Origin of the sequence: Sphingomonas sp. Sphisp66 (assembly GCF_047324325.1) — a bacterium.
Lineage (GTDB): Bacteria > Pseudomonadota > Alphaproteobacteria > Sphingomonadales > Sphingomonadaceae > Sphingomonas.
The window spans coordinates 2126749-2141326 of the sequence record NZ_CP168508.1; the positions used below are offsets into that span (position 1 = coordinate 2126749).

Below are 14578 nucleotides of genomic sequence, written 5' to 3' on the forward strand. Positions count from 1 at the left end.
CGCGGCCCGCAATCCCCTTTGCCTGCGCCAAAGGATTTTAGGGGGACCCTGTTTTGGGCAAGCGACTTACCTGGTTCATTCTGGCAGCACTGCTGCTCGGCGGCATATTGGGCTATGTGCTCAACATCTCGCTGTCCGGCTCGCCGGAAGGGGCAAAGGCGATCGAGAACTGGGCATATGGGCTCGACATCCCGACCCAGATGTTCCTCCACCTGATCAAGATGATCATCGCCCCGCTGGTCGTCTCCACGCTGGTGGTCGGCATCGCGCACATGGGCGGCGGCGGTGCGATCGGCCGGGTGGGCCTCAAGGCGTTCTTCTGGTTCGTCTGCGCCAGCCTCGTCTCGCTCACCCTCGGTCTGATCTTCGTCAACCTGCTGCAGCCCGGCGTCGGCCTCAACCTGACCATCCCGGCCGCGACCGCGTCGAGCGGCGTCGATCGCTCGAGCTTCGACCTCGCCAAGTTCTTCATCCACATCGTGCCGACCAGCGGCATCGATGCGATGGCGACCAACGACATCCTCCAGCTCGTGATCTTCTCGCTGTTCTTCGGCGTCGGCCTCGCCGCGATCGGCGAGAAGGGCGAGCCGCTGGTCAAGGGGCTCGAGGCGCTGGTCCAGGTGATGCTCACCGTCACCGGCTATGTCATGCTGTTCGCACCCGTCGCGGTGTTCTGCGCGGTGGCCAAGGCGCTGGCGACCAAGGGCATCGGCGTGGTCGGCGACCTCGCCTTCTTCATGGGCAGTTTCTATCTCGGCCTCTTCGCACTCTGGGCGGTGCTGCTCGGCGCCTGCTTCCTGATCGTCGGCCCACGCACCGGCACGCTGCTGCGCTACCTGCGCGATCCGATCCTGCTCGGCTTCTCGACCGCCTCTTCGGAAGCCGCCTATCCGCGCACCCTCGACGCGCTCGACCGGTTCGGCGTGCCGCCGCGCATCGCCAGCTTCGTGCTGCCGCTCGGCTATTCGTTCAACCTCGACGGCTCGATGATGTACATGACGTTCGCGTCGATCTTCATCGCCCAGGCATACGGCATCCATCTCGACTGGATGACGATGATCCAGATGCTGCTGATCCTGATGGTCACCAGCAAGGGCATCGCCGGCGTGCCGCGCGCCAGTCTCGTCGTGATCACCGGCACGCTCAGCCACTTCAACATCCCCGAGGCCGGCGTGCTGCTGATCCTCGCCGTCGATCATTTCCTCGACATGGGCCGCACCGCGACGAACGTGATCGGCAATGCGGTGGCCAGCGTCGTGGTCGCCCGCTGGGAAGGCAAGCTCGACGCACCGAGCGAGCCCGAGCCGGCGGTCCTGCCGATGAGCGGCGCCACCACCAAGACCGACAGCTTCGAGGATTATGGCCAGTCCTGATCCCGCAGCGGCGCCCGGCGCGGACCTGCCCGTCCGCGTCGCCGCGCTCTATCAGTTCACCCGCTTTCCCGATGTCGAGAGCCTGAAGGCCCCGCTCCTCGCTTTGTGCGAGGCGCTGGGCATCAAGGGCACGCTGCTGCTCGCGAACGAAGGGCTAAACGGCACCGTCGCCGGCAGCGCCGAGGCGATCGCGCGGCTGCTCGACCATGTCCGCGCCCTGCCCGGCTGCGCCGAGCTCGACGTGAAATACTCGGCCGCGGCGGCGATGCCGTTCGACCGGATGAAGGTCCGGCTGAAGCGTGAGATCGTGACGATGGGTGAGCCGGACATCGATCCGCTGGAAGGCGTCGGCCACTATGTCGCGCCCCAGGACTGGAACGCGCTGATCGACGCGCCGGGCACGATCGTGATCGACACGCGCAACGCCTATGAAGTCGCGCTCGGCACCTTCAACGGCGCGATCGATCCGGAGACGCGCAGCTTCCGCGAGTTCCCCGACTGGTTCCGCCGCTTCCGCGAGGAACGGGAAAAGGACGGGCCGATGCCGCGCGTCGCGATGTTCTGCACCGGCGGCATCCGCTGCGAGAAGTCGACCGCCTTCCTCAAGGCCGAGGGGATCGACGAGGTCTACCACCTCAAGGGCGGCATCCTCGCCTATCTCGAGCAGGTCCCACCCGAGCAGAGCCGCTGGCAGGGCGAGTGCTTCGTGTTCGACCAGCGCGTCACCGTCGACCATGCGCTCCAGCCCCGCAACCGCAGCCTCTGCCCGCGCTGCCAGGGCCTCATCGCCAGCGAGGACGCGCCCTGCCCGGCCTGCGACGACCTCGCCTTCCGGGATCACGCATAAGCATAGGGCCCGCCGGCGGCGAGCGCGGCCCGATAGGCCGGGCGGGCATGGATCTTCTCGATCCAGGCGGCGATGTGCGGGCGGCCCGCTGTCGCATTGGCGCGGGTCACCGCGGCTTCGAGCGGGAAGCTCATCATCACGTCCGCTGCTGTGAAGGCGTCACCTGCGAACCATGGCCGCGCCGCCAGCTCGCCCTCGACATAGTCGAGATGGACGTCGATCATCGGCTGGAACTTCTTCTGCGCGAGCTTGCCGAACAGCGGCACCCGGCTGAGCACCAGCTTGGTGAACAGGGGCGGCATCAGCGAGCCCTCGGCATAATGGAGGAAGTGCCGCCAGCGCAGCGCATCCTCGCGGTGCCCGGGCTTGCCGAGCTTCCCGTCGCCCAGCTCGACCAGATACTCGACGATCGCCCCGGTCTCCGCGATCGCCTGGCCGCCATGCTCGATGACCGGCGACTTGCCGAGCGGATGGATGTGGCGCAGTTCGGGCGGGGCGAGCATCGTCGCCTTGTTCCGCTCATAGCGCCGGACCTCATAGGGCAGGCCCAGCTCCTCGAGCAGCCAGAGCACGCGCTGCGAGCGGGAATTCTCGAGATGATGGACGATGACGGTCATGCTGCCTCCGCTGGACGGCGCGGGCGCTGCCGGGCCGAGATCGACTTGACGATGGTCTGTCCGCCTGTGGGCGGCAAGGGGCGTTTCGCTCGGTCGAGTGCCGCGTCGATCAGCGCGACGACGGCGGGCTCGTCCAGCAACACAACATCCTTCAGGCAGACATAGCGCCCCACCTTCCCCTCGCCCTGGAGCAGGCCTTCGGGATCGGGCAGACCGACGCCGGGGAGGAAATAGAGCAGCAGGTTGCGCGGATAGACGGCCAGGCTGAACACCGCCTCGGACGTCCTGTCGCCCGGACCATAGGCGATCGCGAGGCCGTTATAGTTGTCATAGACCAGCTCGGTCGCGCCGGGCAGCCGTTCGTGCAACACGGCGCGCGCCGCACGAACGCGTCCGGCGATCTCCGGCGTGAAGCGGGCGATGAAGGTCTCGACCTGCGCCGCGGTCGCCGCGACATCCTCGGGATCGGCCGGCTTCACGTGGCGCCTGCAAGAGCTTCGAACCGCACGCTGCGGTTGGAGGGATCAGCATCGACCAGCCTGACCTGCAGCGCGGTACCCGGCGCCGCGCCCGGCGCATCGATCCGGGTGACCACCGGCAGGTCGGCGAGCTGCATCCGGGCGCCGCGCATGTCGACATCGGTGACCACCGCCGCGAAGGTCTCGCCCTCGCGGCCGTCGAGCATCACGGCCTCCGCCAGATCGATCACGGCGCGGTCGATCTGGCCGCCCATGGCGTCAGCCCTGCCCATGACCTTGGGCAGGCGCTGGAAAGCCTCGGTTACGGCGTCCGGGACCGGCTGGCCGGTCATGATCGCGAGGGTCGCCCGGATGACATAGCGATCGGCAAGCCGGCGAAGCGGCGCGGTGGCATGGACATAGGGTGCGGCAACAGCGGCATGCCACGGTGCCGCATCGGCACTCCACGGCGCATAGCTGGCGCCCTGCCCGGCCCGGCGGATCGCGAGCATCAGGGCCGCTTGCTGCGGATCGGCGGCATCGAGCCCGTCGCGGAAGCGCGCCAGCGGCTCCGCGACGGGCCAGGCGATGCCGAGCGCGCGAGCCGTATTGCGCAATCGCTGGACTGCCGCGGCATCGGGCTCGGCCATTACCCGGAACAGGCCGGTGTGATGGGCCTGCAGCACCTCGGCGGTGGCAAGGTTCGCCGCGAGCGACAGGGCCGCGTTCTGGTCCTCGGACGGATGGCGGGCGCGGAAGGCAAGCGCATAGCCGCCATCGGCGCGGCGCGCGACTTCCTGCTCGGGCGGATCGACCCGGGAGGCACCACGCCTGGCCTCGGCCAGCCCGATGCGGCGGGCAAGTTCGGCGAACGGGGGCGGCAGGTCTGCGTCGGTGACGGTCTCATAGGCGAGCTTGGCGCGGCTGCGGACCAAGGCCCGCTCGGCATCGTCGAGCTTCACCGTGCCGTCGGGGGCGACGCGGACCGTGAAGATCACGCCGGGGCGCGGGCCATCGGGAAGCAGGCTGGCGGCGCCTTCGCTCAGCACCGGCGGATAGAGGCTGGCCTTGCCGTCGGGCAGATAGAGCGTCGTACCGCGATGCCAGGCTTCGGCATCGACCGGGTCGCCATCCTCGACGAACCAGGCGACGTCGGCGATGGCATAGCGCAGCAGCAGGTCGCTGCCGCTCGCCTCCACCCATAGCGCCTGGTCGAGGTCGGTCGCGCTCGCAGGATCGAGGGTGACGAAGGGGATGTCGGTGCGGTCGACATGCTCGGAAGGCCTGCGCCGGGCGGCGGCTTCGGCGGCTTCGAGCACCGGCTGCGGAAAGGCGCGGGGCACCTGATACTGGCTGCGGATCGCGGCGAGGCCATTGGCCAGCACGCAATCGGGATCGAGAACGGCCTTCATCGGGCTACCTTAGCGTGCCCGGCGACGGTGCAAAGTACACGAAGTACACGCCAAAGCGCGCTCCAGCGCGAAGAACGCGTAACCCGGCCGAAGGCGGAAGTTCACTAAGTTCACGACATCCAACGCGCGCGCGACAGTCCGCGGAACGGGAAAGACCCGGCGCGGGGCAACGCGCCGGGTCTTCCGATGGGCTGAGCCCGTGACCGCTGCCACACGCGTCGCACGCGGGCGCGGCCTGATAATGCATTATAGATCGTCGTCGCCGTCATCGGCGTCGGGACCCGCCATAAGTCCTTCGGCGACCTTTTCGGTGCGCGCGCGGATCGCCTTTTCGAGACGTTCACGCAGCTCGCTATTGTCGCGCAGGAAGTTCTTCGAATTCTCGCGGCCCTGACCGATGCGGACGCTGTCATAGCTGAACCAGGCGCCCGACTTCTCGACCAGCCCGGCCTTGACGCCGAGATCGAGGATCTCGCCGATCTTCGAGATGCCCTCGCCATACATGATGTCGAACTCGACCTGCTTGAACGGCGGGGCGACCTTGTTCTTCACCACCTTCACACGGGTGGTGTTGCCGATGATGTCCTCACGGTCCTTGATCTGGCCGGTGCGGCGGATGTCGAGGCGGACCGAGGCGTAGAACTTCAGCGCGTTGCCGCCCGTCGTGGTCTCGGGATTGCCGTACATCACGCCGATCTTCATGCGCAGCTGGTTGATGAAGATCACCATGCAGCGCGAGCGGCTGATCGAGCCGGTGAGCTTGCGCAGCGACTGCGACATCAGACGGGCCTGGAGACCGACATGGCTGTCGCCCATCTCGCCTTCGATTTCGGCGCGCGGCACCAGCGCGGCGACCGAATCGACCACCAGCACGTCGATCGCATTCGAACGGACCAGCGTGTCGACGATCTCGAGCGCCTGTTCGCCGGTATCGGGCTGCGAGACGATCAGCTCGTCGATGTTGACCCCGAGCTTCTTGGCATAGACCGGATCGAGCGCGTGCTCCGCGTCGACGAAGGCGGCGACGCCGCCCGTCTTCTGCGCCTCGGCGATCACATGGAGCGCCAGCGTGGTCTTGCCCGAGCTTTCCGGACCATAGACTTCGATCACGCGGCCGCGCGGCAGGCCGCCGACGCCGAGCGCGATGTCGAGCCCGAGCGAGCCGGTCGAGATCGCCTCGACCTGCATCGTCTCCTTCGAGCCGAGCTTCATCGCCGAGCCCTTGCCGAATGCGCGGTCGATCTGCGCGAGTGCGGCGTCGAGCGCCTTCTGCTTGTCCGAAGAAATCGCCATGTTGCCGTCAATCACCTTGAGCGAAGCTGCCATTGGAAGTCCCCGTCGCTAGAAGGTTTAGCACGCTGCATCAACCTGTGTTGGAACGCCATGTATCGCGTTTGTTCTCATGGAACAAGAGCGGAACGAAAAATTTGTTCCATAATCGTTCCACCTCGGCGGAGGGCTGCATTTTTGGTGAGGCTGGAACAGAGGTTCTTATCGGGACACTGCTCCTCTCCCCGGCCCTCTCCCGGCCCTCTCCCCTGAAGGGGAGAGGGAGAGATTGCCCTCCTCTGCCGACGCCGCTAGCGCCGCGCGATGACTCGCATCCTCGGCCATGTCAGCGCGCTCAATCGCTATCCGGTGAAGTCGATGGCCGGGGAGCAATTAGGCGTGGCCGAGCTCGACTGGCAGGGGCTCGAGGGCGACCGGCAATATGCATTCGTCCGCGCGGCGAACGGCACGCGCTTCCCCTGGCTGACCGCGCGCGAGGTGCCGGCGATGGTGCTGCACCAGGCGCGCTTCGAGGATCCGGGCAAGCCCAAGACCAGCGCGATCGCCGTCCAGACCCCCGATGGCGCGACGCTCTCGCTGCACGATCCGATGCTCAAGGCGCATCTGGAAGCGGCCGCGGGGGAACCCGCCGCGCTGATCCAGGTGGCACGGGGCTGCTATGATTCGATGCCGGTGTCGATCCAGAGCAGCGCCGGCCATGCCGCACTGGAGGCGGCGCATGGCTGCGTGCTCGATATCGACAGGTTCCGGATCAACGTGATCGTGGAGAGCGACCTGCCCGCCAGCGACTGGCAAGGCCGGCGGCTGGCGTTCGGCAGCGACGAGGACGGCGCGGTGGTGCAGTGCGCCGATCCGATCAAGCGCTGCGTGATCGTGACGATCGATCCGCATACCGGCGCGAAGGAGCCGCGCGTGCTGCGCACGGTCGCCCAGCAATTCGCCAGCTGCTACGGCATCTATGCCGGACCGGCGCGCCCGGGGCTCATCCGCCTGGGCGATCCGGTCCGGCTGATAGACTGACCTCAATCGGGCTCGACGATGAGAACCTTGCCGTTTGGCTGCAGAATATAGAGGTTGTGCTTGCCATCCTCGCCAAAGGCATAGACCAGGTCGATCGGCGCTGCGTCGGTATTGTTGACTGGCAGTGTGGTAGTCGGGAAAATCGTCTGCGGATAAACGTCCTCCGGCGAAACCGTGTTCTGCGCGAACAGCGCGGCGTTACGGGTCGCAAGCAGGCGCTGGACGTAGGAACCGTAGAACAGCTTGCCTTGAAGCGATTCGATCGGGCCTCGATAAACCGGGCCGGTGGCCAGCGTCAGCTGATCGGCCGGCGACGGCGACGAAAGGCCATAACCCAGCCTGAACAGCGGATAGAATTGCCCTGCCGGCAAGGGCGCCGAACTGCCGAGTCGCTCCCGCCAGGGGGTGAAATCCAACCCCTTGTCCTGGGGCCGGATCATATTGATCTCAGGTTCAAAGAAGCCGCCGACCGGTGCACCCCAATCGCTGACATAGAGGTTACCGTTGAGGCTGTCGAAGGCAGCGCGGCGCGGCTGGCGGAAGCCCAGCGCCCAAATCTCCGGGCGGCCGCCAGCGGTTGCGAAGGGATTGTCTGCGGGAATCGCATAGTCGCGCAGCGGATCGGCGGGGTAGGCGTCGCTGCGCACGTCGATGCGCAACACCTTGCCGAACAGGTCGTTCGGATTCGAGCCGGGATTGGGGCCACTGCCGGTGGTGACGTAGAGATAGCCGTCCGGGCCGAAACCGATCCAGCCGCCAGTGAAGTTGTTGTCGGGCGTCGGGACCGAAAGGATCACGTCCGCGGAACTGGGATCGCCGATCGCGCGCGTCCCGGCGTACGTCCGGTAGCGGCGCACCTCGAGATTGTGGGCCGGGGTGGTCAGCGCGACATAGATATAGCCGTTGCCCTCGAACTGCGGGTCCGCCGTGATGCCGATCAGGCCTCCATCGGCATCGGTCGAGACCTCGCTGCGAAGATCGAGGAACAACGAAACATCGGCCAGCCCCGTTCCGAGGATGCGCTGGCTGATCCCCATCCCGTTCACATAGCCGTTTTTCTGGGTGACGAACACCGCGTCATCTCTGCCCGGCATCTGCACCAGGTTCGTGGGCTTGTTGAAGCCGACATGGAGCTGACGAACATGGTAGCTGCCAGTCGTTGAATCGGTGACGGTGACGGCGAGCGCCAGCGTGGCACTCGCGGTGCCGTCCGACGCGGCGATCGTCACCTGGTAGATGTTGTTGCGGTCGGCATCGCGCGGCGCCTCGAAATCGGGCGCGCTGCGGAAGGAGAGATGGCCGGTGGCGTCGATCTGGAACAGCGCCGCATCGGCGCCGCCGTTGATCGAATAGGTGACCGTGTTGCCGTCCGCGTCGGTGGAAGTCGCGGTGTAGAAATAGGTGGTGGTGTTCTCCGCCACGCTCACCGCTGTGGCCGAGTTGAACACCGGCGCGCTGTTGGTCGGGGTCGGCGTGGTGGTCGGGGTGGGCGTGGGCGAACCGCCGCCGTTCGAACCGCCGCCGTCACAAGCGGTGAGGAACAGCATCGGCGCGAGAGCGGCGCCCGCGAGCAGCGAACGATACAGAAGCATTTCGATTTCCCCTCTTTGTGAGGCGTAGAATGATCCAGCATGCGGTTTCGATCAAGTCGTGACATGAGTGGAAACAACTGCGAAACATCTTTCTTTCCGGCGACTTGCGGGCGGACGACGACTTGGGCAGTTTCACTTTCGGGAGGAACTGCATGACCGATCTTCGCAAGCTCAATCGCTGGCTGGGCGGCGGCGCGCTGGCCGTAACCGGGGTGCTGGGCACCATAGTCTATGTGCCTGCGGTGCTCGCCTTTCCCCATCGCGCGCAATTCGGCGAGATCACGGTCTATTCGGTGTCACCGATCGGGCCCGAGATGCCTGCGATCCTCGACCGGGCGGCGAAGCGCAATGCCGCGAGCGCGATCGTGGCGCCGCTGGGCCCGAGGGCGATCTATCTTACCGATGGCGGCTGGCGGTGGAACCTGCTCTCGCTGCCGACCTCGCACGGCGCCTTCGCAGTGACGCGGCCCTTCTCGACGAACATCGTGGTCAACCGCGCCTCGATCGCCGGGGACGGGGTGGAGAACAGCGCCGCGATCGGCAACCGGCGCACGCTGAGCGGCACGATCGCGCACGAGACGACGCACCTGCTGATCCAGCAGCGCTACGGCCTGGCCGCGCGGGCCTTCGCGACCTGGAAGGTGGAGGGCTATTGCGACCATGTGGCGCAGGAGAGCAGCCTGTCCGACGCGCAGGCTGCTTCGCTCAGGGCCGCGGGGAAATCGACGCCGGGGCTCGTCTATCATGAGGCGCGGCGGAAGGTTGCGGCGGCGCTTGCCTCGGGGAAGAGCGTGGATCAGTTGTTCAAGAACTGACTGCCCCCCAGAAGGCTTGGGAGCAGGCAGGGCTGGCCGGGTTCAGGCCGCGCCGACGAGGCTGTCGAGCACCTTCTCGACACTGTCCATCGTGAACGGCTTGGAGAGCACCGGGCGATCGCGATAGGCCTCCGCGACCATGTCCCCTGCCCCGCCGGTGGCGAGCACGAAGGGGATGCCGCGCGCGGTGAGCGCATCGGCGATCGGCCAGCTGGTCTCGCCGCCGCGCAGGTTGATGTCCATGATCGCCGCGTCGATCCCGCCGGCCTCGACCAGCTCGAGCGCGGTGGCGACGCTGTCCGCGGTCCCGGCGACGGCGCGGTCGAGCGCGTCGAGAAAGTCCTCGAGCATCATCGCGATGAGCGGCTCGTCTTCGACGATCAGTATTTTCTGAGGCCCCGGCATATGCGGTTCCATCGCAAAAAAGCCGCGGGACGCCAAGGGTTTATTTCGGCGCGAGCACTTCCCGCGCGGCTTCCGCAAGTTGCTGTACCGAAAAAGGTTTCGGCAGGAAGGAAACTTGCTCCAGATCAATCGACTTGCGCAGCTGCTCTTCGGCATAGCCCGACATGAACAGGATCGGCAGGTCGGGATATTTGGCGCGAATCCTGCGCGCCATGCTCGGCCCGTCCATCACCGGCATGACGACGTCGGAAATCAGCAGGTCCGGACGCTCGATCGTCTCGATCAGCTCCAGCGCGGCCTCGCCATTGTCGGCGGTGACCACGGTATAGCCCTGGCGGGTGAGCGCGCGCTCGGCAATGGCGCGGACCATGTCCTCGTCCTCGACCACCAGGATCGTGCCGGTGCCCCAGGTATCGACCGGCTTCTCCTTCACGCCGGGCAGCTTGGCCGGCACCGGCGCCTCTGTCGCGGCATGGACCGGCAGGTAGATGGTGAACTCCGCGCCGCCCGCCGGCGCATTGTCGGCGAAGATGAACCCGCCCGACTGCTTGATGATGCCGTAGACGGTCGACAGGCCGAGGCCGGTGCCCTTGCCGACTTCCTTGGTGGTGAAGAAGGGCTCCCAGATCTTGGCGAGGATCTCGGGCGGGATGCCGGTGCCGTTGTCGGCGATGCGCAGCGCGGTGTAGTCGCCGACCGGCAGCACGTCGTCGTCCATGCGGCGGACCTCCGAGGCGGGCACCGCCATCGTCTCGATCGTCAGCGTGCCGCCGCCGCTGGGGTTCCTCGACAGCATCGCGTCACGGGCGTTGACCGCGAGGTTGACCACCACCTGCTCGAGCTGGCCGGGATCGGCGCGGACCGGGCCCAGGTTGCGGCCATGCTTGACCTCGAGCCGGACCGTCTCGCCGAGCAGGCGCTTGAGCAGGTTGGAGACTTCGGAGATCACGTCGGGCAGCTGGAGCAGCTGCGGGCGCAAGGTCTGCTGGCGCGAGAAGGCGAGCAGCTGGCGGGTCAGCGAGGCGGCGCGGTTGGAGTTGGCGCGGATCTGCTGGATGTCGTCATAGTCGCTGTCGCCGGGTGAATGGCGCATCAGCATCAGGTCGCAGTGCCCGATGATCGCGGTGAGGATGTTGTTGAAGTCGTGCGCGACACCGCCGGCAAGCTGGCCGACCGCCTGCATCTTGGTCGCCTGGGCGACCTGGCGCTTGAGCCTGGACTCCTCGCCGGAGTCCTTGAGGCTGATCAGCACCGCGGCATCGCCCAGGCCGCGCGCCCCGGCGATGCCGATCGAGACGGGCTCGTCGGGGGCATCGGACATGCGGACGGTCATCTCGGCCGATTGCGGGGCACCGCCGGCAAAGCGTCGCACGGCGTCGGCGAGCGCGGCCTTGTCCTCGCGCACCACCAGGTCGCCCGGATAGAGCGGCGGGGCGGCGGCGTTGACCCGGGTGGCGCGGACGAACGCGTCGTTCATGCTGACGAAGCGGCCGTCGCGGTCGACCAGGGCGAGGCCGAGCGGAAGCAGCGCGATCAGCGAGCGGACATGCGCGCCGGCACTCGCGCCGATCGCGGGCGTGGGGGCGTTACCCACCTCCTCGTCGAGCAAGGCGACGAGCAGCGGCGCCTCCTCCCCGTCGAGGAAGGGGATCTGGAGCACGCGGAGCGGGTTACCCTGCAGCCCCTCGCGCTCGAAGCGGACCAGGCCCATCGAATCGGTGATCAGGAAGCGGGCGAAGTCCCTGCCCTCCACCGCCGCCTCGCCGCTGCCCATCGCGCGCAGGCGGAACACGCGGTTGGCGGCGCGGACGCGACCCTCGGGCGAGACCATCGCGGCCATGATGCCGGAGGAACCGAGCCGGTCGCCGGTATGGCCGTCGATCAGCGCCTGGGTCTGGCTGGCGAGGTCGAGCGCCTGGACGCCGATGAAGCGCCAGACCAGCGATTCCTCGCCGACGCGCTGGACGCGGGCCGAGACGGGAGCGCCGAAGACCTGGATGCCGTCCTCACGCGCCTCGCCGTCGCGCCAGGCGGTGCGAGCGGCGGTGCCGAGCGCGGCGACGGCGGCGTCGCTGATGGGGAGGTTGGGCGGGGTCGGCCAGCCGGCGAACAGCGCCTCGAAGCGGCTGTTGGCGCAGACCAGGCGGCCGGCCCGGTCGGTGACGGCGAGCGCATCGTCGCTGGCGGCGGCGAGCGCCTGGGCGACCGACCAATCGACCGGCTGCTCGGCGGCGGCATCGGCATGGAAGAGCTTGCGCGCGCCCCAGAGCGCGCCGGCGGCGAGCACGCCCGCGGCGACGAAGCCTACCGCGACGGCGCGGTCGTTCAGCGTGAGCAGGATCACCGCGCCCGCGAAGATGCCCGCGAGGACCGCCGCCGCGAAGGGCAGCCAGCGGCGGGACGGCGATATCGGGCTATGCGCGGGCAACGTGGCCATGCGCCACCGATGTTCGGTCAGAGGGCGCGGGTCAAGCGCTCAAAAGTCCTGCTCCTCTTGTGGGAGAAGGAAGGGGCCCGCTCGCGTAGCGAGTGGGAAGGATGAGGGGGACATGGGTGAGAGGTCGGCTAAGCCCCCTCACCCTTCCCACGCCTTCGGCGCGGGCCCCTTCCCTCTCCCACAAGGGGAGAGGGAGATAGGATTCACCAGATCCGGACGCGCTTGTTCGGCGCCAGGAACAGCTTGGTCGCGGGATCGGGGTTGTAGGCCCCGTACCAGGGATCGAGGTTGCGGACGACCCAAGCGCGCTGCTGCGAGGGCGAGTGCGGGTCGGTCAGCAGGCGCTGGCGCAGGTTCGCCTCGCGATAGTTGCGGCGCCATACCTGGGCCCAGCCCTGGTAGAAGCGCTGGTCGCCGGTGAAGCCGTCGAGTACCGGGGCTTCCTGGCCGTTCAGCGAGGCCTTGTACGCGTCATAGGCGACGGTCAGGCCGGCCAGGTCGGCAACGTTCTCGCCGAGCGTCAGCGCGCCCTTCACCTTCATGCCGGGAAGCGGTTCGTACTGGTCGTACTGGGCGACCAGCGCATCGGTGCGCGCCTTGAAGGCGGCGACGTCGGCGGGGGTCCACCAGTCGGTCAGGCGGCCTTCCTTGTCGTACTTGGCGCCCTGGTCGTCGAAATGATGGCTCAGCTCATGGCCGATCACCGCGCCGATACCGCCATAATTGACCGCCGGATCGGCGTTCGGATCGAAGAAGGGCGGCTGCAGGATCGCAGCCGGGAAGACGATCTCGACCATGCCGAAATTGGCATAGGCGTTGATCGTCATCGGGGTCATCCCCCACTCCCAGCGACGGATCGGCTGGCCGAGCTTCGCGATATTGTCGTCATAGCCCCAGTTGTTGGCGCGGACGCTGTTGCCGAACGCGTCGCCGGCGGTGATCGTCAGCGAGCCATAGTCCTGCCAGCGGTCCGGATAGCCGATCTTCGGGGTGAAGGCGGCAAGCTTGGCATGCGCCTTGACCTTGGTCTCGGGCGCCATCCACTCGAGCTTGTCGATACGGCGGTCCATCGCCGCGATGACGTTCTTCACCAGCTTGTCGGCCGCCGCCTTGGTGTCGGGCGGGAAATACTTCGCGACATAGACCTGGCTGACGTCGTCCGAGAGCGCGCCGGTGGTGAAGTCCACCGCGCGCTTCCAGCGTTCCTCCTGCTCCGGCGTGCCCGAGAGGGTGGTGCCGTAGAAGGCGAACTGCTCCTTGTCGAAGGCGCTCGGCAACACATCGGCGAAGCCGTCGAGCGTGCGGACCAGCAGCTGGTCCTTGAGCACGTCGAGCGGTGCCTGCTGGATCAGCCTGGCGATGCCGGTGATCGCGCTCGGCTGGGCGACGATCACGGTATCGACCGGCGACTTGCCGGCGGCGAAGAAGGCCTTGAAGTCGAAGCCCGGCGCCGACTTCTGCAGCTGGGCGACGGTCATCTTGTTGTAGGTCTTGCTCGCATCGCGGCTCTCGACCCGGGTCCACTGGACCGCGGCGATCTTCGTCTCGAACGCGACGATCGCCTTGGCGCGCGCGGCGGCATTGGGCTCGCCGGCATTGGTCAGCTGCGCGGCGAGATGCTTCTCATAGGCGGCCTTGGTCTCGAGGAACTTGGCGTCCTTCGAGAGATAATAGTCGCGGTCCGGCATGCCGAGTCCGGCCTGGCCGAGGCTGAGCGCATAGACTTCCGGCTCCTTGTCGTCCTGGCCGACATAGGCGCCGAAGGGCACGCCCACGCCGTTGCGGCGGGCGGCGGCGGCGAGCGCAGGGTAGCCGGCCTTGGCCTTCAGGCCCTTGATCTGGTCGATCCAGGGCTTGGCCGGTGCCAGGCCCTTGGCGTCGATCGCGGCGGTGTCCAGATAGGTCGCATAGGCGGTGCCGATCTTCGAGTTCGGGTCGCCCTTGGCGGCGTCGAGGATCTCGTGCGTCTGCTTCTTGGCGTTGTCGTCCAGGATGTTGAACGAGCCATAGTTCGACTTGTCGGCCGGGATCGGGGTGTTCTTCGCCCAGGCGCCGTTGGCGTAGTTGTAGAAATCGTCGCCCGCCTTCACCGCGGTGTCCATGCCGGCGGTGTCGAAGCCATAGCTGCCATAGACCGGCTTGGGCTTCTCCGGCTGCGGCGGTGCGGCTTCCGCCTCGGTGACGGGCGCGGCCTCGACCGGGGCGGTCGGCAGCGGCTGGTTGTGCGCGCAGCCGGCGAGCAGGACGGGCGCAGCGAGGAAGGTGGTGGTGAGGAGCGACAGGCGCATTGAGGAGACCCCCGAACGAGTTGG

At 67.3% G+C, this 14578-nt stretch carries 12 protein-coding genes; 4 read left to right on the forward strand and 8 right to left on the reverse strand.

Annotation, left to right across the window (positions count from 1 at the left end):
* Positions 1–53 precede the first annotated feature (53 nt).
* Both ACEN8G_RS10365 and ACEN8G_RS10370 read left to right on the forward strand, forming a co-directional pair.
* Positions 54–1373 carry a dicarboxylate/amino acid:cation symporter gene (locus ACEN8G_RS10365; protein ID WP_413414016.1) on the forward strand — a complete coding sequence of 440 codons (1320 nt, stop codon included), beginning with the start codon at positions 54–56 and terminating at the stop codon, positions 1371–1373.
* Entirely contained in the window at positions 1360–2220 is an 861-nt protein-coding gene (locus ACEN8G_RS10370; RefSeq protein WP_413414017.1) for a rhodanese-related sulfurtransferase, read from the forward strand. The genes ACEN8G_RS10365 and ACEN8G_RS10370 overlap by 14 nt, the downstream gene beginning before the upstream one ends.
* Here the strand turns inward: ACEN8G_RS10370 and ACEN8G_RS10375 are convergent.
* From ACEN8G_RS10375 to recA, 4 genes are all read right to left on the reverse strand, one after another.
* Positions 2211–2837: a glutathione S-transferase family protein gene (locus ACEN8G_RS10375; protein WP_413414018.1), complete on the reverse strand. Its 627-nt coding sequence runs from the start codon at positions 2835–2837 to the stop codon at positions 2211–2213. The two genes, ACEN8G_RS10370 and ACEN8G_RS10375, sit on opposite strands and share 10 nt — an antisense overlap.
* Positions 2834–3316, reverse strand: a complete 483-nt coding sequence (locus ACEN8G_RS10380; RefSeq protein WP_413414020.1) for a hypothetical protein — start codon at positions 3314–3316, stop codon at positions 2834–2836. Before ACEN8G_RS10380 ends, ACEN8G_RS10375 begins: the two co-directional genes overlap by 4 nt.
* Positions 3313–4707, reverse strand: a complete 1395-nt coding sequence (locus tag ACEN8G_RS10385; RefSeq protein WP_413414021.1) for an RNB domain-containing ribonuclease — start codon at positions 4705–4707, stop codon at positions 3313–3315. The genes ACEN8G_RS10380 and ACEN8G_RS10385 overlap by 4 nt, the downstream gene beginning before the upstream one ends.
* A gap of 246 nt (positions 4708–4953) precedes the next feature.
* Positions 4954–6033, reverse strand: coding sequence for a recombinase RecA (recA, locus tag ACEN8G_RS10390; RefSeq protein ID WP_413414023.1), 1080 nt, complete (start codon positions 6031–6033; stop codon positions 4954–4956).
* A gap of 267 nt (positions 6034–6300) precedes the next feature.
* On the opposite strand from recA, the gene ACEN8G_RS10395 reads away from it, so the two are divergent.
* A complete protein-coding gene (locus ACEN8G_RS10395; RefSeq protein WP_413414024.1) occupies positions 6301–7017 on the forward strand; it encodes an MOSC domain-containing protein in 717 nt (238 codons plus the stop codon).
* A gap of 2 nt (positions 7018–7019) precedes the next feature.
* On the opposite strand, the gene ACEN8G_RS10400 is transcribed toward ACEN8G_RS10395, so the two are convergent.
* The gene (locus ACEN8G_RS10400; protein ID WP_413414026.1) at positions 7020–8609 is read right to left on the reverse strand and encodes a PQQ-dependent sugar dehydrogenase; all 1590 of its coding nucleotides are present in this window, start codon (positions 8607–8609) and stop codon (positions 7020–7022) included.
* Positions 8610–8761: 152 nt separating this feature from the next.
* Between ACEN8G_RS10400 and ACEN8G_RS10405 the strand changes: the two genes are divergently transcribed.
* The gene (locus tag ACEN8G_RS10405) at positions 8762–9424 is read left to right on the forward strand and encodes a hypothetical protein (RefSeq protein WP_413414027.1); all 663 of its coding nucleotides are present in this window, start codon (positions 8762–8764) and stop codon (positions 9422–9424) included.
* A gap of 42 nt (positions 9425–9466) precedes the next feature.
* Here the strand turns inward: ACEN8G_RS10405 and ACEN8G_RS10410 are convergent, their stop codons facing one another.
* The 3 genes from ACEN8G_RS10410 to ACEN8G_RS10420 form a co-directional block, all read right to left on the reverse strand.
* Complete coding sequence (locus ACEN8G_RS10410; protein ID WP_307118983.1) at positions 9467–9829, reverse strand: response regulator; 363 nt, start codon at positions 9827–9829, stop codon at positions 9467–9469.
* A 40-nt stretch (positions 9830–9869) separates the two neighbouring features.
* Positions 9870–12266 carry a response regulator gene (locus ACEN8G_RS10415; protein ID WP_413414029.1) on the reverse strand — a complete coding sequence of 799 codons (2397 nt, stop codon included), beginning with the start codon at positions 12264–12266 and terminating at the stop codon, positions 9870–9872.
* 203 nt (positions 12267–12469) lie between these two features.
* Complete coding sequence (locus tag ACEN8G_RS10420; RefSeq protein WP_413414030.1) at positions 12470–14554, reverse strand: M13 family metallopeptidase; 2085 nt, start codon at positions 14552–14554, stop codon at positions 12470–12472.
* Positions 14555–14578: the final 24 nt, after the last annotated feature.

What these genes read in the sequence shown, in the direction of transcription:
- ACEN8G_RS10370 (WP_413414017.1), top strand. Translation starts at nt 1,360, where the DNA reads ATGGCCAGTCCTGATCCCGCAGCGGCGCCCGGCGCGGACCTGCCCGTC.
- ACEN8G_RS10375 (WP_413414018.1), bottom strand. Translation starts at nt 2,837, where the DNA reads ATGACCGTCATCGTCCATCATCTCGAGAATTCCCGCTCGCAGCGCGTG.
- ACEN8G_RS10385 (WP_413414021.1), bottom strand. Translation starts at nt 4,707, where the DNA reads ATGAAGGCCGTTCTCGATCCCGATTGCGTGCTGGCCAATGGCCTCGCC.
- recA (WP_413414023.1), bottom strand. Translation starts at nt 6,033, where the DNA reads ATGGCAGCTTCGCTCAAGGTGATTGACGGCAACATGGCGATTTCTTCG.
- ACEN8G_RS10395 (WP_413414024.1), top strand. Translation starts at nt 6,301, where the DNA reads ATGACTCGCATCCTCGGCCATGTCAGCGCGCTCAATCGCTATCCGGTG.
- ACEN8G_RS10400 (WP_413414026.1), bottom strand. Translation starts at nt 8,609, where the DNA reads ATGCTTCTGTATCGTTCGCTGCTCGCGGGCGCCGCTCTCGCGCCGATG.
- ACEN8G_RS10405 (WP_413414027.1), top strand. Translation starts at nt 8,762, where the DNA reads ATGACCGATCTTCGCAAGCTCAATCGCTGGCTGGGCGGCGGCGCGCTG.
- ACEN8G_RS10410 (WP_307118983.1), bottom strand. Translation starts at nt 9,829, where the DNA reads ATGCCGGGGCCTCAGAAAATACTGATCGTCGAAGACGAGCCGCTCATC.
- ACEN8G_RS10415 (WP_413414029.1), bottom strand. Translation starts at nt 12,266, where the DNA reads ATGGCCACGTTGCCCGCGCATAGCCCGATATCGCCGTCCCGCCGCTGG.
- ACEN8G_RS10420 (WP_413414030.1), bottom strand. Translation starts at nt 14,554, where the DNA reads ATGCGCCTGTCGCTCCTCACCACCACCTTCCTCGCTGCGCCCGTCCTG.